At 45.4% G+C, this 22,106-nt stretch carries 18 protein-coding genes; 3 read left to right on the forward strand and 15 right to left on the reverse strand.

Going from position 1 to position 22,106, the window contains the following annotated elements:
- Nucleotides 1-2 precede the first annotated feature (2 nt).
- The 9 genes from mraY to V7R35_RS05020 form a co-directional block, all read right to left on the reverse strand.
- Entirely contained in the window at nt 3-1,085 is a 1,083-nt protein-coding gene (gene mraY, locus V7R35_RS04980) for a phospho-N-acetylmuramoyl-pentapeptide-transferase (protein ID WP_334013607.1), read from the reverse strand.
- Nucleotides 1,079-2,488 carry a UDP-N-acetylmuramoyl-tripeptide--D-alanyl-D-alanine ligase gene (locus V7R35_RS04985; RefSeq protein ID WP_334013608.1) on the reverse strand — a complete coding sequence of 470 codons (1,410 nt, stop codon included), beginning with the start codon at nt 2,486-2,488 and terminating at the stop codon, nt 1,079-1,081. Before V7R35_RS04985 ends, mraY begins: the two co-directional genes overlap by 7 nt.
- Nucleotides 2,485-4,026, reverse strand: a complete 1,542-nt coding sequence (locus V7R35_RS04990; protein ID WP_334013609.1) for a UDP-N-acetylmuramoyl-L-alanyl-D-glutamate--2,6-diaminopimelate ligase — start codon at nt 4,024-4,026, stop codon at nt 2,485-2,487. The genes V7R35_RS04985 and V7R35_RS04990 overlap by 4 nt, the downstream gene beginning before the upstream one ends.
- The gene (locus V7R35_RS04995; RefSeq protein ID WP_334013809.1) at nt 4,016-5,800 is read right to left on the reverse strand and encodes a penicillin-binding transpeptidase domain-containing protein; all 1,785 of its coding nucleotides are present in this window, start codon (nt 5,798-5,800) and stop codon (nt 4,016-4,018) included. Before V7R35_RS04995 ends, V7R35_RS04990 begins: the two co-directional genes overlap by 11 nt.
- Nucleotides 5,801-5,823: 23 nt before the next feature.
- Nucleotides 5,824-6,159, reverse strand: a complete 336-nt coding sequence (gene ftsL / locus V7R35_RS05000) for a cell division protein FtsL (RefSeq protein ID WP_334013610.1) — start codon at nt 6,157-6,159, stop codon at nt 5,824-5,826.
- Nucleotides 6,156-7,097 (reverse strand): 16S rRNA (cytosine(1402)-N(4))-methyltransferase RsmH, encoded by a 942-nt coding sequence (gene rsmH / locus V7R35_RS05005; RefSeq protein ID WP_334013611.1) that lies wholly within the window; start codon nt 7,095-7,097, stop codon nt 6,156-6,158. The genes ftsL and rsmH overlap by 4 nt, the downstream gene beginning before the upstream one ends.
- Nucleotides 7,094-7,552 (reverse strand): division/cell wall cluster transcriptional repressor MraZ, encoded by a 459-nt coding sequence (gene mraZ / locus V7R35_RS05010; protein WP_334013612.1) that lies wholly within the window; start codon nt 7,550-7,552, stop codon nt 7,094-7,096. The genes rsmH and mraZ overlap by 4 nt, the downstream gene beginning before the upstream one ends.
- Nucleotides 7,553-7,915: 363 nt before the next feature.
- Nucleotides 7,916-8,740: a porin gene (locus V7R35_RS05015; RefSeq protein ID WP_334013613.1), complete on the reverse strand. Its 825-nt coding sequence runs from the start codon at nt 8,738-8,740 to the stop codon at nt 7,916-7,918.
- Nucleotides 8,741-8,898: 158 nt separating this feature from the next.
- Nucleotides 8,899-9,672 (reverse strand): SapC family protein, encoded by a 774-nt coding sequence (locus V7R35_RS05020; protein WP_334013614.1) that lies wholly within the window; start codon nt 9,670-9,672, stop codon nt 8,899-8,901.
- A 423-nt stretch (nt 9,673-10,095) separates the two neighbouring features.
- Here V7R35_RS05020 and V7R35_RS05025 point away from each other — a divergent pair, with 423 nt between their 5' ends.
- Nucleotides 10,096-11,310, forward strand: coding sequence for a dipeptidase (locus V7R35_RS05025; protein ID WP_334013615.1), 1,215 nt, complete (start codon nt 10,096-10,098; stop codon nt 11,308-11,310).
- 85 nt (nt 11,311-11,395) lie between these two features.
- Here the strand turns inward: V7R35_RS05025 and V7R35_RS05030 are convergent, their stop codons facing one another.
- The 6 genes from V7R35_RS05030 to V7R35_RS05055 form a co-directional block, all read right to left on the reverse strand.
- Nucleotides 11,396-14,596: an efflux RND transporter permease subunit gene (locus tag V7R35_RS05030; protein WP_334013616.1), complete on the reverse strand. Its 3,201-nt coding sequence runs from the start codon at nt 14,594-14,596 to the stop codon at nt 11,396-11,398.
- Nucleotides 14,589-16,358 carry an efflux RND transporter periplasmic adaptor subunit gene (locus V7R35_RS05035; RefSeq protein WP_334013617.1) on the reverse strand — a complete coding sequence of 590 codons (1,770 nt, stop codon included), beginning with the start codon at nt 16,356-16,358 and terminating at the stop codon, nt 14,589-14,591. Before V7R35_RS05035 ends, V7R35_RS05030 begins: the two co-directional genes overlap by 8 nt.
- A gap of 23 nt (nt 16,359-16,381) precedes the next feature.
- The gene (locus tag V7R35_RS05040; RefSeq protein WP_334013618.1) at nt 16,382-17,617 is read right to left on the reverse strand and encodes a TolC family protein; all 1,236 of its coding nucleotides are present in this window, start codon (nt 17,615-17,617) and stop codon (nt 16,382-16,384) included.
- Nucleotides 17,618-17,949: 332 nt separating this feature from the next.
- Nucleotides 17,950-18,591, reverse strand: a complete 642-nt coding sequence (locus V7R35_RS05045; protein WP_334013619.1) for a hypothetical protein — start codon at nt 18,589-18,591, stop codon at nt 17,950-17,952.
- A gap of 156 nt (nt 18,592-18,747) precedes the next feature.
- A complete protein-coding gene (locus V7R35_RS05050; RefSeq protein WP_334013810.1) occupies nt 18,748-19,791 on the reverse strand; it encodes an alpha/beta hydrolase in 1,044 nt (347 codons plus the stop codon).
- Between the two features lie 113 nt (nt 19,792-19,904).
- Nucleotides 19,905-20,645, reverse strand: a complete 741-nt coding sequence (locus V7R35_RS05055) for a glutathione peroxidase (RefSeq protein ID WP_334013620.1) — start codon at nt 20,643-20,645, stop codon at nt 19,905-19,907.
- A 256-nt stretch (nt 20,646-20,901) separates the two neighbouring features.
- Here V7R35_RS05055 and V7R35_RS05060 point away from each other — a divergent pair, with 256 nt between their 5' ends.
- The gene (locus V7R35_RS05060; protein WP_334013621.1) at nt 20,902-21,597 is read left to right on the forward strand and encodes an AAA family ATPase; all 696 of its coding nucleotides are present in this window, start codon (nt 20,902-20,904) and stop codon (nt 21,595-21,597) included.
- Nucleotides 21,557-21,919, forward strand: a complete 363-nt coding sequence (locus tag V7R35_RS05065; protein WP_334013622.1) for a ribbon-helix-helix domain-containing protein — start codon at nt 21,557-21,559, stop codon at nt 21,917-21,919. Before V7R35_RS05060 ends, V7R35_RS05065 begins: the two co-directional genes overlap by 41 nt.
- Nucleotides 21,920-22,106 lie beyond the last annotated feature (187 nt).

Genomic DNA, 22,106 nt, shown 5'->3' on the forward strand with positions numbered 1-22,106 from the left:
GTTTATCTCAGTTTCAAGGTCGCAAGACCAACCAACACAAGAATGATAGAGATGATCCAAAAGCGCACAATAACGCGCGGCTCTGGCCAGCCTTTCAGTTCATAGTGATGATGGATAGGTGCCATTCTAAAGATGCGTTGCCCGCGAAGCTTATAAGAGCCCACTTGCAAAATAACCGACAGCGTCTCGATGACGAACACGCCACCCATTATGATAAGCACTAACTCTTGGCGCACTAATACAGCCAGCACGCCCAGTGTGCCGCCTAATGCTAGCGAGCCCACGTCGCCCATGAAAACCTGTGCTGGATAGGTGTTGAACCACAAGAAGCCCAAACCTGCCCCGACCATGGCGGTACACACAATAACCAGCTCACTGGTTAAAGGAATATGAGGAATATTGAGGTACTCGGCAAAGTTAGCGTTACCCGTAACATAAGCAAAAATGGCAAAGGCACCTGCTACTAAAATAGTGGGAACAATAGCAAGTCCGTCTAAGCCGTCAGTCAGATTCACCGCATTACTTGTACCTACAATGGCGAAGTATGTGACGATAATAAAAAACGCACCTAACTGAGGAAATACTTCCTTGAAAAACGGTACTAGCAGCGATGTTTCAGCTGGCAAAGTTGCGCTACTGTAAAGATAAAACGCAACGCCAAGGGCGACTACCGATTGCCAAAAATACTTCCAGCGCGCAATTAAGCCTTTTGAGTCTTTGCGAATAACTTTGCGATAGTCGTCTACAAACCCAATGATACCGTAGGCAACTACTACGGTAAGTGTTACCAATACATAGCGGTTTGTTAGGTCGGCCCATAGCAGACCGCTAATTACAATGGCGGCTAAAATTAATAACCCGCCCATAGTAGGAGTACCTGATTTAGATAAATGACTTTGCGGGCCATCATCACGCACAGTTTGGCCAATTTGCATTCTTTGCAAATAGCGAATCATTTTAGGGCCAATAACAATAGCAATAAGCAACGCTGTTAACGTGCTAAGAATTGCGCGAAGTGTCAGGTATGAGAATACATTAAACCCAGTTTCAAATTGGGTTAGCCATTCGGCGAGCCAAATTAACATGCTATACGCTCCCGACGGCTATCAAGCTTTCCCAGCGTAGAGGCCTCAACCGCCTCTACCACGCGCTCCATTTTAGAGCTGCGTGAACCTTTCACTAGAATTGAAATATCGCGCTGCTGAGAAAGAAGATCATGCTCCATAGCCGCCAACAAGCTTTCGACATCACTAAAGTGTCCGCCATTTTCATCAAACACTGCACTTGCCGATTGGCTTAGCACGCCCATGGTATAAAGATAATTAATACCTTTACTTTTTGCGTACTCCCCCACCTGTTCGTGATAAAAACGTGCTTTTTCTCCCAGCTCCTTCATATCACCAAGTACCAGCACAGTAATACCTGAAAAACTGCTAAGCGTGTCGATAGCGGCATTTACCGACGCTACGTTCGCATTGTAGGTATCGTCGAGTAAGCGCATTTGCTCAGTAAGCTGCTTCACATTCAAACGACCGCTTACCTGCTTCATAGCCAGTAGACCATCTCGCACATTCTCAAGGGTTGCGCCAACTTGCAAAGTAAGCGCGGCAGCAACAAGGGCATTACCCACATTGTGCACACCAGGAATAGTAAGCTGAATAGCAATATCTCCCTGAGGACATACTAAGTGGAAAGCAGCGCAACCGTCTAAGCCTATAGTGATATCTTCGGCACGAAAGTCTGCATCGTTTTTCTGATCTGGGGCAAAAGTAAGCGTTTTAGTATAGCGAAGCTTGCCCTTCCAGAACTCTGCAAACTGGCTATCGACGTTGACAATGGCTACGCCATCTTCACCTAACCCTTTAAAAATTTCGCTTTTTGCACGAGCCACGCCTAGCAAACTACCGAAACCTTCAAGGTGTGATGCCGCTGCATTTACAATGGTGGCAACATCAGGCTTTACTAGATTTGTGGTGTAAGCAATTTCGCCTAAGTGGTTTGCACCAAGTTCCATTACGGCATATTCGTGTTGAGGCTCAAGGCGAAGGAGAGTAAGCGGTACACCAATGTCGTTGTTAAAATTGCCTTTGGTGGCTAACACATTTCCACGGCGCTCTAGTATAGACGCGCACATTTCTTTTACTGTAGTTTTACCGCTACTGCCGGTAATCGCAATGGTTTTCGGTGCCACATGCGCTTTAACCGCGGCACCTAACAAGCCCAGCGCTTCTTTGGTGTCTTCTACCATGATTACAGGAAGCGAGGTTTCAACACTTTCACTTGCAATAACCGCGCTTGCGCCCGCTTGCTGTGCCTGTGCGACAAAATCGTGACCGTTAAAATTCGGCCCTTTAAGCGCAAGATATACTGCACCGTCTTCAATGGTGCGTGTATCTGTACTTACCGCAGATACGGTAATATCTGCATGCGTTTGTTCAACCTTACCGTTAACCTTCTCGGCTATCCACGACAGCGTTGTTGTTATCATTTGCTGTACTCCTGTTGCAGTCGCGCCACAACTGCACGTTCATTATAATTTGTCTTTTTGTTGCCAATTATTTGGTAGTCTTCGTGACCTTTGCCCGCTACCACAATAATGTCGCCGTTATCCGCATTGTCTAAACAGTAGCGAATAGCAGCTTCGCGATCGGCAATACTCACTGCTTTTTCTTGGTGTTTTAAGCCAGCTTTAATATCATTTGCGATGGCTTCAGGTGCTTCACTTCGACTGTTGTCGGTAGTAATAACAATATTGTCTGCACCTGCTTCAGCGGCTTGCCCCATAAGCGGTCGTTTACCTTTATCTCGGTCACCACCGCAGCCAAACACACACCACACTTTTCCTTCAGTATGAAACTTGGCACTAAGCAATACTTTCTCTAAGGCATCGGGAGTATGCGCGTAGTCCACTACAATGCTAGCATTACCGCTAACAGGAAAGACTTCCATACGACCTGGAACAGGGGTAATTGCATTAACGGCTTTTACCACTTCGTCAAAGCGTTCACCTTCGGCCAGCAAGGTACCAACGGCACTCAGTACATTGCTAATATTAAACTTGCCAAATAATGGCAGAGTAACTGCTGCACTACCCCACGATGAGGTAAGCTCAAAGCTACAACCTGACGCATGATAAGTGGCATTTGTGGCGAAACAATGGCGATGTTGAGACGTTTTATACGTGTCGCTTAAACTCCCATCATCGATACCGGTCCACACCCTTTGCATGTGTGCCGCGGCATAGCCATTCCATTTTTCACTTTCCGCGTCGTTTGCATTCAGTACCACAGCTTTAAGCCCTGGCTGATTTAACAGCAAACGCTTAGCTCGACCATATTCTTCCATGGTGCCGTGGTAGTCTAAATGGTCACGCGTTAAATTAGTAAATACGGCAACGTCAGTTTTTACAGTGCCAAGTCGCCCTTGAACCAGTGCATGAGAGCTCGCTTCAAAAGCGGTGTGCTGCACTTCGCTTTGCACAAACTCTGCCAATAAGTACTGCATGCGAATAGCATCGGGTGTGGTGTTTGCCGCAGGCGTGGTTTTCCACTGTGTATTATCGCCTTCAAACACACTGCTTCCGAGTGTACCTATGCTTGCGCTGCGCGTACCCAACGTATCTTTCAGCTGCGTAAGTAATTGAACTGTAGATGTTTTTCCATTTGTACCGGTTACCGCTACCGTTGTCATTTTCTGTGCAGGGTAGTCATAAAACGCTGCTGCTAAGCCAGACAACATTTGCGGTAAATCGTAAAGTGAAATGATGACACTATGGTCACGCATCTCCATTTGCCCATGAGAAGCACTGTCGTCAGTTTGCGCCAAAATTACACGTGCACCTAAACTTATGGCCTGCGGAATAAAATCTCGGCCATCAAGCTCATGCCCTTTAATGGCGATAAATGCCAAACGCGTGTTTACTTCTCGGCTATCCAGTGTAAGCCCTTCAATACGAATATCTGGAGCATCTACACCAAACTTAGCCAATAAAGCACGAATACTTTGAATAAAGGCACTAACTACCACTTTGACCTCCTTTCAATAAGCGGCTAGACGTCACCTGCTTATCATCAGGAGCAACATTCAGCATGTGTAGTGCGCCTCCCATGATAGATGAAAATACAGGTGCAGCCGTGTCGCCCGCGTGATACAAGTCGCCGCCCGGTTCGTTGATTAACACAATAGTGACTAACCGAGGGTTTGAAACCGGCGCTATGCCAGCAAAAATGTTCACGTACTCTTCGCCATAACCGCCGGCGACGGCCTTACGACTAGTTCCTGTTTTTCCTGCCACGCGATAACCCGGTACAGCAGCTTTTGTTGCTGTACCGCCGCGCTGAGTTACGCTTTCCATCATGTGAACAATAGCGTTCGCGTTTTCTTCACTAATAACCCTTTCGGCTTGTGCCTGCCACGACGGCTGCTCTGGAGATTTGATAATGTTAAGTGGTGTTTTAACGCCACCGTTAGCCAGCGTGGCGTACAAACGACCAAGCTGCGCTGTAGTGACAGAAATACCGTAACCGAAAGATAGTGTCGCTAACTCAAATTCAGACCAACGGCTACGCTCGTGAAAAATACCGCTACTCTCACCTGCCATATTTAAGCCTGTGTCGCTCATTAACCCCATGTTGTAATAGGTATCTAACAAGAATTGCTTAGGTACAGATAGCGCCAATTTAGAGGTACCCATGTTCGACGAGTGTTGAATGATTTCCTCGAGAGTAAGCTCACCGTAGTTACGGGTGTCTTTTACCAAGCTTCCGCCTAGACGCATCCAACCTGGGTAGGTATTTACGGTATCTCCTGGCTCTACGTCGCCAAACTCAAGGGCCGACAATACAGCAAGGGGCTTTAATGACGAGCCTGGCTCGAACGCATCGGTAATAACTCGGTTACGCATTCTATGCGGAGAAATATCGCTGCGATCGTTTGGATTAAACGAAGGCGCATTCACCATGGCCAGAACGTCACCGGTTTTCACATCAATAACGATGGCCGAAGCTGAACTAGACTGGTAGTACAGCATGGCTTCTTTAATTTCTTTGTAGGCCAACGCTTGAATGCGCTGATCGATAGTTAACTGAAGATCACCGGCTTTTTCACCCGATTTCATTTCTAGAATTTCTACCTGACGGCCTTTTGCATCGCGGCGTATTTTTCGCGACCCCGGTGTGCCGGTAAGCCACTCGTCATACAAGCGCTCTAGTCCTTCAACACCAGTGTCGTCAACGTCTGTAACGCCAATAAGCTGGGCAGAGACTTCGCCCGTTGGGTAGTAACGACGACTTTCACGGCGAAGATAAATGCCTGGAATGTCTAACTTGTCTACGTATTCAGCCATGGCAGGCGACACTTGGCGCTGCAAATAAACAAAGCGACGCTTAGGGTTTGCCACTTTGTCTTTTAGTTCGTTCACGTCTTGGCGCAGTACATCGGCCAGCGCTTCCCAACGGCGAGCCTCTTTAAAACCGTCGTTGTCGTGAATAATTTTGGGGTCGGCATAGATAGCGCGAACGGGAACACTTACCGCCAGCTCTACACCGTTGCGATCGGTAATAAGGCCTCGGTAAGTGGGCATATTGCGGGTACGCAGTGTTCGGCTGTCGCCTTGCTGAATTAGCTCGTCGGGTTCAATAACCTGAATGTAAGCCGCCCGTGACGCTAGCACGCCAAAAACCGCCATTATCACAACAAGCACTACTACAAAACGCCAGTGCACCAAGCTAGGGGTTACATTTTGCTTTGCACCAGATTTGCCTTTGCGACCAGAACTATTGCGCTGGCGTGGGCTATTCATTGATTGAGACGATTCAACAGCACTCATTTTAGCCTCACTACCACTTCGTCATCGGCGGTTGGGCGATACATGCCAAGCTGCTTTTCTACAAGGGTTTCAATGCGGTTGTGCTCTGTAAGCGCACGCTGTTCAAGCACTAAGTTTCGCCATTCAACATCAAGCTCGTCTTTCTCTTGCATGAGGTCTTCAAGGGCAATAACTTGCTGTCGATTGTGATGGCTGCTGAGAATAACTGACATAGCCGATACGATAACCATTAAATACAACAAAACCCGCAACTTGTTGCGGGTCAAATCTGAAACAATTATCAGCAGAAGATTAAAATTTGTTCCTGCTTTGTCTGGCGTACGTTTGGTCATAACTTCTCTGCCACACGTAGCACGGAACTGCGAGAGCGAACATTGTTCGCGATCTCCTGTTCAGAGGGTTTAATAGCTTTACCTAGCGCTTTAAGGACTTTATCTGCATCAATTTCTGCCTGTGTAATAGGAAGGTTATGCGGCACCACCTTTCCTTTACTTTGCTCTTTAATAAAGCGCTTAACTAAACGGTCTTCTAGTGAATGAAACGAGATAACGGCTAGTCGCCCGTCTTTGGCTAAAACCTGTGTAGCCGCTTTTAAACCAACGCGAAGCTGTTCAAGCTCGGCATTGATATAAATGCGAATGCCCTGAAATGCACGGGTTGCCGGATGTTTAAACTTGTCTTTTACTGGCACCGCTTCATCAATAATTTTGGCTAACTGCGCTGTACGCGTGATAGGTGTTTCTTCGCGCGTATTCACGATGGCGTGCGCAATACGTTTGCCGAACTTTTCTTCGCCAAACTCTTTAATTACTTGTGCAATATCTTGCTCTTCAGCACTTGCTAGCCACTGTGCAGCGCTTTGACCGCGGGACGTGTCCATGCGCATATCCAGCGGACCGTCACGCAAAAAGCTAAACCCGCGCTCTGCGTCGTCAAGCTGAGGCGATGACACGCCTAAATCCATTAACACACCGTCGATTTTGCCCGTTAGACCTAACGACTCAAGTTCTTCTGCCATATCGCCAAACGGCGAGTGGATAATGCGAAAACGTTTGTCGTCGGCAAAACGTTCAGCGGCTTTAATTGCCTGAGGATCGCGGTCGAATGCAATTAACTGGCCGTCTTCACCCAGTGAATTAAGAATATGCGCCGAATGGCCGCCCCTTCCGAACGTTGCATCAACATATATGCCATTATGCTTGATTGCCAATGCTTCAATGCACTCGTCAAGCAATACTGAAATGTGTTTTAATTCGCTGGGCTGTGTCATAGCGAGAAGTCCTGTAATCGTTCGGTAAGTTCAAATTCGCCTTTGCGTTCGGTATCGATATCAACCTCAATTTGTTGTGCCCATTCATCGGCATCCCAAATTTCGAACTTGTTTAACTGACCAACCAACATGACTTCTTTTGATAGTTTTGCGTGTGCACGCAGAGGAGTAGGAATGAGAATTCGCCCGCTTTTATCCATTTCACCTTCAGAAGCATGGCCCAGCAATAAACGCTGCATTCTGCGCTCAGCTGGGATCATACTAGAAAGTTTAATGAGCTTAAGCTCAATCTCTTCCCATTCGGGAAGTGGGTAAAGTAGCAAACAACTTTGTTGTGTATCTACTGTGCAGACAAGTTGTCCCTGGCAATCATCCAGCAGCGACTGACGATACTTCGTAGGTATTGCCAGTCTGCCTTTAGTATCCAGATTGATTGCGTTAGCGCCGCGGAACATTCCCCTAGCCTTTTATTTTTTGCTCTTGGTTTTCTTATTATTTGAGTACTAATCTGCAAAGTGATGATGACTTGATCCACAATTCGCCACATTTACCCACTGAGATACAGTTTAGGTACCAATGATCCCCACTGTCAAGTAGAAAAATGCGGTGAAGGCCCCGTATTTACTGGCTTCAAACTGTTTAGATATACAGTAGTTGAAGGAAGTCTATGATTAAGCGTGTAAAAAAAGGGCGATAAAAACGTGATTGCTTAATAAGAAGTGAAAATTAATCGACGAACAGCGGTTGAAGTACTTTTATGAAGCATAAAAAAGGCAAGCTTAAGCTTGCCTTTGTATTACTACTCACCATTTGGTGCATTAAAAACGATAAGTAGCACCTAAACTCAACACATCGGCATCAATATCGCTGTCTACTTGTCTTTGGTAGCCCGCTTTTACAGAGAATTGTTCGTTTAGCCAGTAATCTACTTCAACACCAATCTCGTTACCGTTCTCAAAGCCACCCGGCGCATTAATGTGTGCATAGGTACCAGCAACGCTTAGCCCTGGATTGAAGAAGTAACGGGCTGAACCACGAATAACATCTGCGTCGTCACTAATGTATTCTGCTAACAGGTCCCAACCTGTTCCTGCTTTACCTACGGTGGTATAACGAGTAAATGCAAGAATGGCGTTATCGTTTTCGCGGCCGCTGAAGCGTTCACCATCTATAATGCCGTTAAAGTTTTGCTCAGAATAAAGGAACCCTGCACCCACCTGCCATTCGCGCGACAGGTTATACCCCACTTTTACATCAATATCTGTGCTGTCTGAATCGCCAAAGTCGTAATCGAACTCTGCGTAGGTTCCATCAATTGACATCATCCATTCTTTATTTAGATATAGCGTGGTGCCAAGAGTGAAGATATCTGTGCCGTCGATATTGTTATATCCACCCGAAAAGCTAGACACTCGCTGTAGGTAAGGGTTAATTAGGTAGGCACCGCTATTCCCTTTAAGCGTACTTGTATAGCGAGTAAAAGAACCGCCGTAAAGCGTGTCATCTATTCCTTCAAAATCAATAGCACGCACTTGAACTTCGTTTTGTGTATTTGCCTGTGCGAATGATGCTGTTAAAAGCGACGCCACGGCCATTGCTGCTACAGTTAACGATGCTTTTAAGGGGCTGTTTTTGATATCCATGTCTTTGTCCTTGAAATAAAGTGTGTTGGAAACAAGGCTAAAGATATACGAATGAAACTTAACGAATTCTGAACAGAAACTAATGAAAAATGAATAGGTTACATTATGCACAAAAAAGCCCGCAAAACGCGGGCTTTTGAAGCAATTCAATGTGTGAATTATGCGCTTGGCGCTGCTTCACTTGCTGCTTGCTCATCTGCTTTAACAGCAGAAAGTTGCATGCTGCGAATTGGGTTTTCGGTATCGTTTGAAAGCTCAACTAAACGGTTAAGCTGACCAACTGACATCATTACCGCGTAAATCGCGCCAAGGAAACCAGCTTTGTGAAGCTCAAGTACTTGCTCTTCAGGAAGTTCTAGTAGTTTCTTCTCGTTAATGCTTTGCATGCCAGTAACGTTACGCTGTGTACCGTCTTGGTATGTTAGGCGAATTTGAATTGGGTCTAGTAGGTCAAGCTCTACTACTTTCGCAACAAAACGCTGTGTTAGCATTTCGCTGTTAGCTAGGTCAGCTAGGAACTTTTGACGGTTTGCTAGGAACTCGCTTGCTTCACCTTCTTCAGTGAATAATGGCTGGCCTTCGTCAGACACTAGGTCGGTGTTTTCGTCAATGTATACACCTAACTTCTCACCGTCTGGACGTACGTCAAACGGGTAGCGAAGGATATTCATTGGTACATGAGGGCCCTTCCAGCTGTCACCAGTAAGGAAAAGGTTTTGACCCTGTTCCATACCTAGCATAGTGACTACGTGGTGACGCTTAGATACTTGGTCATCAATGAAAACTAGCGGCATAGTAGCAGCAAGCTGTGCGAATTCACGGATAGTTGCAGCAGCAAGGTGAGTATTTTTTGCGAAGCTGAACGATGTGTTTACCGCAATTTTAAGGTCTTTATGTTTTTCTTTGTCTAGCGGTACAAAATTAATAGCCATATTTATTTCTCATACTTGTTTATTGCGATACCCGTAAAATTTGCGAGAAGGACGGATATCAATGAAAATTTATCTAGGCTCCGCGGATGCATCTTGGTCATCTCGTTATTGGCAGAGCGCACAGGAGTATTACGCATTCGTGCAATGAAGTCACGCAAACTAGACCATACCAAGTTTTAAATTTTTATTGCAATGTAAACTTTAAGTAAACGACAACAAGCGCTCTAAAAATAACCAATATCAACACTAGCCACTACTGAAAGACGAATATTTGTACAAAACAAAGCGCTTAGCTTACTTTTTCACTCGTTGTAGCAACAAGCAATATGCATTAATCTCTAAGCTCTGCAGTACACCTTTTCGTTACAAGCAACGCAGTATTGTGAAGCTTGCGACATGAATTTATTAATAAGGACTTTTACTATGAAGGGGCGTTTCCCACTTTCTGCTTGTGCATTTGCGCTGGCGGCCCTGTTCAGTGCTCACAGCACTGCCGCCAATTCACCTACTTACACGGCGTCGGATAAGGCCGTTGATATTGCGCAGCAAACTATCATTGTAGACGGCCACATTGACGTTCCCTATCGCGTGAAAGAACAATGGGTTGATGTAACAAAAGCTACCGACGGTGGTGACTTTGACTACCCTCGAGCAGTGAAAGGCGGGCTAAATGCCCCTTTTATGAGTATCTATGTTCCTGCCAGCCTTGATAATTCACCAGAGTCGACGCAACTAGCTCACGAACTCATTGATTCGGTAGAAGCGATTGTTGCAAGAGCGCCTGATAAATTCGCGATTGCGAAAAGCCCTAGCGAGGTAAAAGCCCATTTTGAACAAGGCATTATTTCACTGCCAATGGGAATGGAAAATGGCTCGCCTATTCAAGGTGATTTAGCTAATTTAACGGCTTTTTACGAGCGTGGCATTCGGTACATTACCCTTGCACATAGCCAAGCCAATCATATTTCAGATTCGTCTTACGATTTGCGTCGTAAATGGAAAGGGTTAAGTCCTTTTGGTAAATCGCTGGTTGGCGAAATGAACAATATCGGCATAATGCTGGATATTTCACACGTTTCAGACGATGCCTTTTACCAAGTTATTGAACTTACCAACACACCTGTTATTGCATCGCACTCGTCGCTTCGTCGATTTACGCCAGGCTTCGAACGCAATATGGACGACGACATGATTAAAAAGCTCGGCGAAAATGGCGGCGTTATCATGATTAACTTTGGATCTAGCTTTGTGTCTAAAGAGGCGGGGCGATGGCGCACAGGGCTAACCAACGCAAGAAAAGCGTTAATTAAAAAAGAAGGGGAAGACAGCCCCAAGCTTGAAAACTTTGAAGAAGAATACCGTAAAAAGGTCCCTTATCCTTATTCAACTCTTGATGAAGTGCTAGATCATATTGATCACGTTGTGTCACTGGTTGGCGTTGAGCATGTAGGTATTGGTTCAGATTACGACGGTGTAGGTGATTCGCTTCCCATAGGACTTAAAGACGTGGCTAGCTTCCCCAACTTAGTTCAAGGGTTATTGGACAGAAACTACAGCGAAAGTGATATCAAAAAGATTTTAAGCGGTAACTTACTGCGCGTGTGGCAACAGGTAGAAGACTACGCTGCTGCACACTAAGACCTTTTGAAAAACTAAAGGCTTGTTGAAAAAAAAAGGACGAAAAAAGCGCGATAGTGGCTACTCACTATCGCGCTTTTTGTTTTTAACTCGTCATAGAGGAACGCCTAACCATTAAGAAAAACGCAGCAGGAAGCACAAATAACGTTAACAGTAGTGCACTGGCCATACCGCCTACCATTGGCGCAGCAATTCTCTGCATCACTTCGCTGCCCGTTCCTGTTGCATAAAGCACAGGTAACAAACCTATTATTATCGATAGCGACGTCATCATAACAGGGCGCAATCGGGCAGTTGCGGCATCAACAACAGCCTCTTTGATACGCTGAAATCTTGCATCACCACTTTCGGCTTGCGATTCTTCATCCCTTAGTTTATCTGACACATGCTGGTTTAAATACACCAACATGATTACCCCTATTTCAACGGCTACTCCTGCCAGCGCAATAAAACCAACGCCCACCGCTACCGATAAGTTAAAATTCATGGCATATAGCAGCCACGCGCTACCTACCAGTGACAGCGGCAAAGTAACGAGAATTAGGGCAACATCGCGTAGTCGTTTAAATGCCATGTAAAGCAGTAGACAGATAATGGCCAATGTAATGGGTATCACCACTGAAAGCTTAGCCTTTGCCCTTTCAAGATAAGTAAACTGACCTGCCCATGTAAGTGAATAGCCTGCAGGTAAATTCAGATTGTCGTTAAGGTATGCTTGCGCCTTAGCAACGTAGCCTCCCAAATCTATACCGCCTACGCCATCAGACTCAACGTCGATAAAAACCCAGCCATTTAAGCGCGCATTCTCGCTTTTAATACCTGCGGGGCCCTGCTCTATGCGAATTGTCGCCACATCTGATAACGTTATATAAGCACCACTGGGCGTAACAATGGGTAATGCCGCTAAAGCCTCTGGTGAGTTCCGATACTGTTCAGGAAAACGCAAGCTAATAGGGAAACGCTCGCGCCCCTCAACTGACTGCGTTACCGCTTTTCCACCAACCGATGTACCTATAATGCTATGAACAGCATCTACATCTAGCCCGTACTGCATAACCTTTTCGCGATTTACGTCTATATTAATATAGCGACCACCTACTACACGCTCAGCGTACACCGACGCAGTATTTTCAACATTCGCTAGCAGTACCTCTATATTTTTGCCAATGGCTTCAATACGGCTAAGATCAGGACCAGCAATTTTGAGGCCTACCGGCGTTTTAATGCCTGTAGCTAACATGTCGATACGGGTTTTAATTGGCATCACCCATGCGTTTGTTACACCGGGAAACTTCACCAAATTATTCAGTTCCTCTTTCAGCTTATCGGTTGTCATTCCTTCTCGCCATTGCGACTTAGGTTTAAGCTGAATGAAGGTTTCAATCATTGTTAATGGTGCGGGATCGGTAGCGGTTTCAGCTCGACCAACTTTGCCAAATACATTTTGCACTTCAGGCAACGTAGCGATTAATTTGTCGGTTTGTTGAAGGAGTTCTCGCGCCTTACCAATAGAAATACTGGGATAGGTAGTTGGCATGTACATAAGGTCGCCTTCGTCCAGCTCTGGCATGAACTCGCTACCCAATTGGCTGGCAGGCCAAAACATTGACAACAAAAGCACAAAAGCTGCACTTAGCGTGGTTTTGGGGTAATGAAGTACCTTGGTTAATAGCGGGGTATAAATGGCATTCAGCCCTTTGTTAATGGGGTTTTGTTTTTCCGAACGTATTGCCCCTCTAACAAAGTAACCTGCCAACACCGGCACCAGCGTTATTGAAAGGGCTGCGGCTGCCGCCATAGCGTAAGTTTTCGTATATGCCAAAGGCGCAAAAAGCCTGCCCTCCTGCGCTTCAAGTGTAAAAACTGGAATGAACGACACGGTGATTATCAACAATGAGAAAAAGAGAGCTGGGCCTACTTCCGCGGTCGATTTCACCACCGCATTCCATCGCTGGGTTGAGGAAATCGAATGTCTCTGCGCTTGCTTTTCAATTATGTGCAAATGCTTATGCAGATTCTCCACCACCACAATAGCGCCATCTACCATTGCACCAATAGCAATTGCGATACCGCCAAGCGACATAATGTTCGCATTAAGCCCCTGAAGTTTCATTACAATAAAAGCAGCTAATATACCCACCGGTAGGCTAATCATTGCCACCAGCGACGAGCGCACGTGAAACAAAAAGAGCAGGCATACTGCACCAACCACAAGTAGCTCTTCAACAAGCTTTTCAAACAATGTCTCAACGGCGTTATTAATTAGCGTTGAGCGATCGTAAACGGGCACAATATTTACGCCATCTGGTAAACTTGATTGTAATGACGCTAACTTAGCTTTTACTGCATCAATGGTAGCTTTCGCATTTTCGCCATATCGCATAACAATAATGCCGCCCACCGTTTCGCCATTACCGTTCAGCTCGGCAACACCTCTTCGCATTAGCGGGCTTTCAATAACATTTGCCACATCGCCAATAGTCACACTTATGCCGTTGTTTAATACCCCTGTGGGCAAGCTCTCAATTTCTTCAACGCTCTGAATATAAGTTTCTGCCGTAACCATGTACTCGGCTTCCGCCATTTCAATAACAGACGCGCCAGTGGCTCGATTACCTCGTGTAAGGGCAGTTTCAATTTGCGAAGGCAGCAAGCCGAATATTTTGAGTTTTTCAGGGTCAAGCACTACTTGGTATTGCTTAACCATACCGCCCACACTCGCCACTTCGGCAACCCCTTCTACCGATTGTAACTCGTACTTCAAGAACCAATCTTGCAGTGCCCGCAGCTCGCCATTATCAAGCGGACTGTTTGTATTAGTTTTTGAATTGCCGGTAAGCGCACTACCGTTTTCAAGGGCGTAAATGTACACCCAGCCAACGCCTGTGGCGTCTGGCCCAAGCTGTGGAGTAACCCCCTCGGGAAGTTCAGGCGCCACCTGACTTAAGTATTCAAGAACTCGACTTCGCGCCCAATATATATCTGTACTATCGTCGAAAATAACGTATACATAGGCATCGCCGAAAAACGAATAGCCACGCACAGTTTGTGCGCCAGGTACCGACATAAGTGCAGATGTAAGTGGAAAGGTGACTTGGTCTTCAACCACTTGTGGTGATTGCCCTGGGTAATTTACCTTTACAATAACCTGTACATCAGACAAGTCGGGAATAGCATCAATAGGCGTTTGCTTAACCGACCATATTCCGCCCATCGTTAGCATTAGCGCAAGAAGCAGCACAAATACACGGTTTTGCACCGACCATCGAATAACTGACTCAATCATGGTTCATGTGCTCCATGTGCTCCATGTGCTCCATATTGTCCATGCCTTTGTCTTCATCAGCGTCTTGATGATGCTCATGACTTTGCATATGCCCAGTCTGGGAATGAGAATTATGTAAATCATGAGAATGCGAGCCATGTGAGAGGCTTGAAGCGCCTACTTCATTCGCAGGCTTTAACTGAACAACAGTAAAGTCGTTGCCTGTAACAAACGTAAACACAATGTCGTCTCCAACAGAAAATGATGACAAATCAATATGAGGTGACAACACAAAATCCATGGTTGCGGGCCCTCTTCCCCATTTTTCAATAGGCCCTCTGGCGATAGTTATTTTGCTTCGCTGATTATCAATGGAGCTAGCCTGCGAGCTTTCGGGTAACGCAACTATCTTACCCGTTGTAGTTGCTTGATTGTCAGGTTCAGACATTCGCATAAGATCGCTATCTTTAGACGATTCAGAGTCGATTAGGAACTGCGCTGAAACCACTATTATGTCGTTTGGAAGCAGCCCATCAGTAACTTCAAAATACCGCTTGTCGCTACCTCCCAAAACCACAGCTATCGACTTAAAATGCCCCGTGTTATCAGTCACAACTACGCGAGTACTTGTCGCTGTGCGGATAACGGCGCTTTTGGGTACCAATAAAGATGGGCGGTTTTCACGCGGCGTAATTTTTACGTTGGCGAACATATTGGGCTTTAAAAGCGAACTGTCGTTACTAACAGGTACCCGTACTTTCAAGGTGCGCGTAACGGGGTCAAGCGAAGGGTAAATGTAGTCAATATGACTTTGCCATCTTTGGTCGGGCGAAAAACCTAACGACACTTCAACACCGTCATGTAAATTAATGCGCTGAACAAATGTTTCTGGCACATCGGCAATCACCCAGACGCTGTCAAGCTTGGCAATACTCATAATGGTAGTGCCCGGCTTCACAAAGAAGCCCTCCCGTATGGTCAATGCTTCTACCACACCACTTCGTTCAGCATAAAAAGTAACGGTCTGTGACACTTTTTGTGTTTGCTGTAACGTTTCAATAAATGCATTTGATAAATCTAAAGCCCTTAAGCGCGCTCGCGCCCCCGCAATAAGCTTTTTATCATTGCGCTTTAAGGCCAATAAGAACTCTTCTTGAGCACTCACAAGTTCTGGAGAATAAAGCGTGTATAAGGCTTGGCCTTGCTTCACCTCATCACCTTGTGACTTGATAAACAAACTGTCTATCCAGCCTTCTACTCTTGGATGAATATGAACAATAGTGTCTTCGTTATAAGCAACATTACCCGTTACGCTTATGGTGCTATTTAAATAGCCAACACGCACCTTTTGGGTTCTTACACCCATATTTTGCTGCACATTAGGTGCAATCATCACGGTGCCTGCAGACATCATGTTGCCATGCTGCATACCGGACATAGCGTTATCCTCGTATACCGGCACTAAGTCCATTCCCATTGGAGACTTACCTGGCTTATCTCGCCTGTAGCTATCATCCATAGGTGCAACCCAATACAGTGGCTGCTTTGCATCACTCTGCTCACCAGAATCATGAAGGGCACCTGTTGAACCCGCAAAAAGCCACCATAAAAGCGCGCTTATCAGCATGCCAAGAACTATACCAAGCGCTATGCCAGATAAATTGCCAGAAATGAGTGCTTTACCGCTTTCTGTCCCAGAAGTTTGGTTAGTTGAATGATGGCTAGATGAACGACTTTGGGATGCGCCATTTTCGGTTAACTGCTTTTTGTCTTGTTTTGTCATGTTTATATCCTCATCCATACCATCTATTGCTTGTTAAGCGCATCAATAGAAGGAAGGTACAAGTACGCTAGCGCATTGCGTGTTTTCGCTTGTTCAACTTCTATTCGAAGTAGTTCTTCTTCCACTCTTATCTGCTGGATATTGGCGTTAATAACGTTAGTAAAATTCCCGTTATCAGCGGTATAAGCGGTTAGAAGGCTTTGCGCCAACTGCGCTACCTCATCAATAAGGCCATTTGTGTACAAAGCCTCTCGCTGTGACAACGATGAAAGCCGGTGCTTGAAGGTTTCTGCCTGTGCCGCCAGTGCATTTACCTTTAATCGAAAGTCCGTCTTTTTAGCGTTTAAGCGTGCTGCTGCAGCCCCTATACGCTCGTCTTGTTTCGGCTGCGTTAAAAATGGCAAATCTACCTGCACGCCAATCGAGACAAAGTCGGCGCGGCTCATACCGCCTGGCGCGTCATCTCGGTAGCCATAGCTTGCCTCAATAGCCCACTGTGGCTTAGTCTGTTCCCGAGCAATTTTTAACGAGACATCTTCTGCTTCTGACTCTAATTTGATTTGCATAGCTTCTGGATGTGCTTGCAATAATGTGAAGGGTTCACGCACAGATAGCTCATGTAGCAATGCTTTGGCACTTGTTTCGTACCCAAAAGTCAACGAAGAAAGCGAGGCATCTGCAGCAGGCGATAAATGACCTGTCAACGGCGCCCCAAACCATTGTGATAGTTTTGCTTTTGCTTCTTCTTGTTGCTGTAGTGCAGCAGTAAATTTATCCTCTAAAGACAACAAGGCTAGGCGTACTTGTAAAATGTCTTGCTGCTGCGCATCGCGAAATGCTTGACCATATCGAGACTCGGTAAAATCAAGAAGCTGCGTTAAAAGTTGCCGCTCTTTGCTCAATATCGACGTGCGCTCATGTGCCAAATACCAATTTAGCCAATCATCACCAACTTGCTTTTTAATCCATGCAGCGCGTGCTTTGTTTGCCATCGACACTGACACACCCATAGCATAAAATTTCTGCTGGTTTAATTCATTTACATTACCTCTTGGAAGCGCTTGTTTTACGCCTATTTTAACCTGTGTCATCGGCTCTTGATTGAACCTGAAACCATCGGTTGGCAAATTCTGAATTGAGGTGGCCAACTGGGGGTTGTCCCAATACGTTGCCGCCTTTCCCTCTCGTTCAAACGCCTCTTGTTTAAAACGAAAGCCCTCTGACATAGGGTCGTTCGCAAGCGCAAGCTGCAGAGCCATATCTAGTGACAGCGCTGAGACTGACGGTAGCGCTGTGGCTGTTGGTAGAGAAGCTGCGGCTGATTGTTCAGGTGCGCGCTTTGTACCTGATTGCTCCTCAAGTACTGTCTAAGCGTCTGCAAAGGTCGACATAACAAGCATCATGAAAAACGAAACCGTACGACCGATATTTGAAATGGCAGTTGATGAAAATGTCATTTTCTTACTCACTTTACGCTGTGCTATCTGGGCAATATGACACAACGATTTTGAACCAAACTTCTGCTCAAATTTGAAGTAGTCACACAGCAAAATGCCGAGTGTGCTTTAAATCGAGCGATTTTTAGATAGATTTAGGCTGTGAGAAGATTTTTAGGTGGTCGGAACTGAGAAGATGTTGTGTGCATACGCACACCAATAGCGGCTGTTAATGCCATAGTGCGTAAAGGCGACGCAGTGGTAAAAATAACTGGGTGAAGCAGCGCAACATTGCTTCCAAAACAGTGCTGTGTTGAACATTGGCAGTCTTCACCGCAACATTCACTGCTCATATCAACGCTGTGACCCTTCTTGTGATCATCGCTGTGGTCGCCACTGTAAACAACAATACGCTCATAATTATAACGCGCCACACTCGTTGCCATATTTGAAGGAGTACTATCTCCTTCTAACATTTGAGAATGGCAATGGGCTTCTTCTTTATCAGTAACGCCAGCCTGGGCTGCACTTAGCGCTACGCTTTTATCGTTGTGAACTAGCAGCGCATCGTGATTGATGGAATTAGCTTCAGCGTGGTGAGAATGCGTCATTGCCGCATTTGCAAACGTAGTTTGGAAAAGGTTTAGCAACAATAACGCGCACACAAGCCATGCCATAAAACCATTTGGCATTTTTTCTGATTTGCGACCTGACCTATAACCGAGCTTTTGGCCCAATTTCTTATCTAAAAGGCCTTCATAAGAGCTGCTGTATTGGTTAACTAATACACTTTTCATTGTTGTAGCATAACGCCTACGTTGTATTCAGTAAAGCTATGAAAGCCATACACAATTAAGGCCGTAAAGGCTGAAACACGGTTACCATAAAAGCTTTATTTTCAAGTAAATGCTTTTGGGCATCTTTAATAACGTTCAACAGCCCTGTATTTCAAACTAAAACTGTTTCACATATTCGCGTAACATCATCGCCATTGTTGAAAACAAAGGGTTGGCTTGCGGTACTGCGCACTCTTCCTGTTGATTTACCATACCGGTGTTGAAGTTCATCGCTTTTAATAACGGCGGGTTTACCACTACATCGGCATGACAAAGCGCATACGATTCATCAATAACGAAGAAGGTGTTGTTGCCCTCGCTGTATTGCATAAGGTTTTCTATACCGCTAATTGGCGTTGTAACGTCTGCTTGAGAATGGGCAGCAAATACCGGAACGTCAATACGCTTTCCTTCTTCGAATTTATCGCGAATAGTGTTGATTAAATCCATTAATTCTAACCCTGAAAGCCCTGCCACGTTTGGGTATTTATAAGGGTTTGGCCCATGTGTTTCATAAGTACCATCGATAATGCGCGCCAGTAACTTAATGCCCCAAATACGCGACATACCTTCCGCGTTTTCAGATAAAGCAAGCGCACCAGAGAATAACATCAAGCCGTCGATATTATTGCTGTTACTTTCACTATTGCCCTCACCTAACTGGCTTAAATAGTGCTCTACCGATAATGCACCGCCCGTTGAGAACCCGCCTACAATAAGGGTATCTCCCATGCTGTCAGCAAGACTAATCACTTCATCAACATGTACCTGCCAACGCTCTGCCAAATCCCAATCGGACATATCATCATCGGCATCACGCTTTCCGTGCCCCGGTAGAAGCGGTACTACAACGGTAAAACCTTGCTCAAACAAAATATCGGCTATTGCGCGCATAAAAAACGGAGAGTCGCTAAGACCGTGTACCAGCACAGCCACTTTGTCGCTGGTTTTATTATTTAAAATAAACGGTGCATTGCCTTCGTTACGAAGTACATTGCTACACACGCCAAATTTATTCAAAGCGGTTTCTCGGCAAGGCTGAACTTGGCCCCATTCTTTTTCATAGAAGGCCTTAAATGCAGTATTTGAGGCTTTTGTATCACTAATCTTCGCCAATGCAGGGTTTATTAGAACAAGCGAGGTAAGCAGCGTGACAAGCATAACAACAAACTTAAATTGCACCGTGAGTCTCCGTAGGCGTCGCCAAAATAAAAAACGGGACCATGATAACATGCTCCCGCCTGTAAAAAGTACTTGTATTACATCTACTTTGCTTAACTAAAATACGCTTCTAGGTCGTCTGAACCACCTATATGCTTGCCGCCAATGAATACTTGCGGCACAGTTTCTCTGCCAGAAATAGCAGTTAAACTGGTTAATGAAGCATCTTTACCTAGAACGATTTCTTCATAATCGTATTCTTTTTCTTCAAGCAGCTTTTTCGCTTTTGCACAGAACGGGCATCCAGGTTTAGTAATCAGCGACACAGGCGCTTTTGCTTCTTCATCAGGCGCGATATACGCAAGCATGGTATCAGCATCAGACACTTCGAAGGGGTCGCCTTCTACATCTGGCTCAATAAACATTTTCTCTACAACACCGTCTTTTACCAGCATTGAGTAACGCCAGCTGCGCTTACCAAAGCCTAGCTCCGCTTTATCAACCAGCATTCCCATACCATCAGTAAATTCCCCGTTTCCATCTGGAATAACGGTAATATTGCTGGCTTCTTGATCGGCGGCCCATGCGTTCATCACAAATGTATCGTTAACCGACACGCAAACAATTTCATCAATACCGTGCTTAGCAAACTTATTCGCCAACGCGTTGTATCGTGGCAAATGGGTTGATGAACAGGTTGGTGTAAACGCACCTGGCAATGAGAAAACCACGACATTTCGGCCTGAAAAAATTTCTTCCGTGGTTTTCGTTACCCACGCTTCACCCTCACGACACGGGAATGACACCTTAGGAACGGTTTGCCCTTCTTTGGACGTAAATCGACTTGCTGACATAGTGACCTCTGCACTGTTATGTAACGTTAATTTCAAGTGTTATACGCAATTAATTAGAGACTAGATTGAGTAAGACAACAAATCAATAGGTATCACTGAGCATTCGTTAATATCAATTTTGATGCTGAACCTTCACCGTCTGCTGCCTATGCTTATTAGCAGTAATCTGCAGCAGTGGCGCTTTCATTTTTCCACTTTTGCGGTGTTTTTATTGCTTTATATAGCTTTGTGATAGTAACAATCGAGGACTAACGCCATGATCATTTTAGTGGGTGGTGAGAAAGGTGGCAGCGGAAAAAGCTGTTTGGCACAAAATATCGCTGTGTATCTTCGCACCGAAAAAGGGGCAAAGGTATTAATGGTTGATTGTGATCCTCAGCGAACGACATCTGACTGGATCCAAGAGCGTAAAGCAAACCCTCGGCTAGCGGAAATAAACTGCGTTCAGTTATACGGCAAAATACGCAACGAACTACTTAGCCTTCGCCAATACTACGACTATGTTGTTATTGATTGTGGTGGACAAGACAACCTAGCGCTTCGCTCTTCAATGGCAGTAGCCGACCATATTCTTATTCCTTTGCGCCCAAAACGTCGCGATCTAAAAACGGTTCCTCACATGGAAGACATTCTGTCTACCTGCAAAATGGTAAACCCTAAAATGAATGCTGCATTTGTCATTACGCAATGCCCATCATTGCCAAGTTTGGCCAGCCGAATTCTAGAAGCCAAAGAGGTATGCCGTTCATTTGGTATTCCCGTTTTAAATTCAGTGACATTTAGCCGAAATATGTACGACGATTCGGAAGAATCAGGTAAATCGGTTATTGAAAGCGAGCCAGAGGGCAAGGCGGCACACGAAATTCGTACGCTATTTGAAGAGCTGTTAGCGGGCAAAGTGGAGGACGCTTATGAGTTTACTCAACCTCAAAAAGTCGAAGCCGTCAGCTAGACCGTCGCTTCGCTCGGTAGAAGCGTTTATTGATGATGCTCTACTTTATGCACAAGGCAAAAGTAAAGGCTCGCACAAAACGAACGCTAATAATCCAAACATTAATTTAGAAAAAACGCGTCACGGCACAACTTCATCGATAGACAAAGTGGTGCCAATTAAAAAGCCTCAGCGCACACAGGGTATGCGCCATGCAACATTTACGCTTACCCCAGAGTGTATAGAGAAACTCTCCGTTCTCTCAGCACAAACCGGCAAGGCTAAATCGGCGCTTATTCGAGAGTGGATACAAGACCACACCGCATTACTAAATCAGGACTGAATAGCCCTGATTGCCTAGGCAGATATAGGAAGACGGAACTTCCTAATCAATTTATAAACCCACGTATAAAACTAAATACGCGCTTTCAACGTTTTATTCTTCAATTACGAAAACGTATCATTATGATCAAGGTCAAAGTGTTTAACACTTTGCCGCAGGTATGCTTGGCATAAGTCACTATATGGAG

Source organism: Alteromonas sp. S167, assembly GCF_036864375.1.
Lineage (GTDB): Bacteria > Pseudomonadota > Gammaproteobacteria > Enterobacterales > Alteromonadaceae > Alteromonas.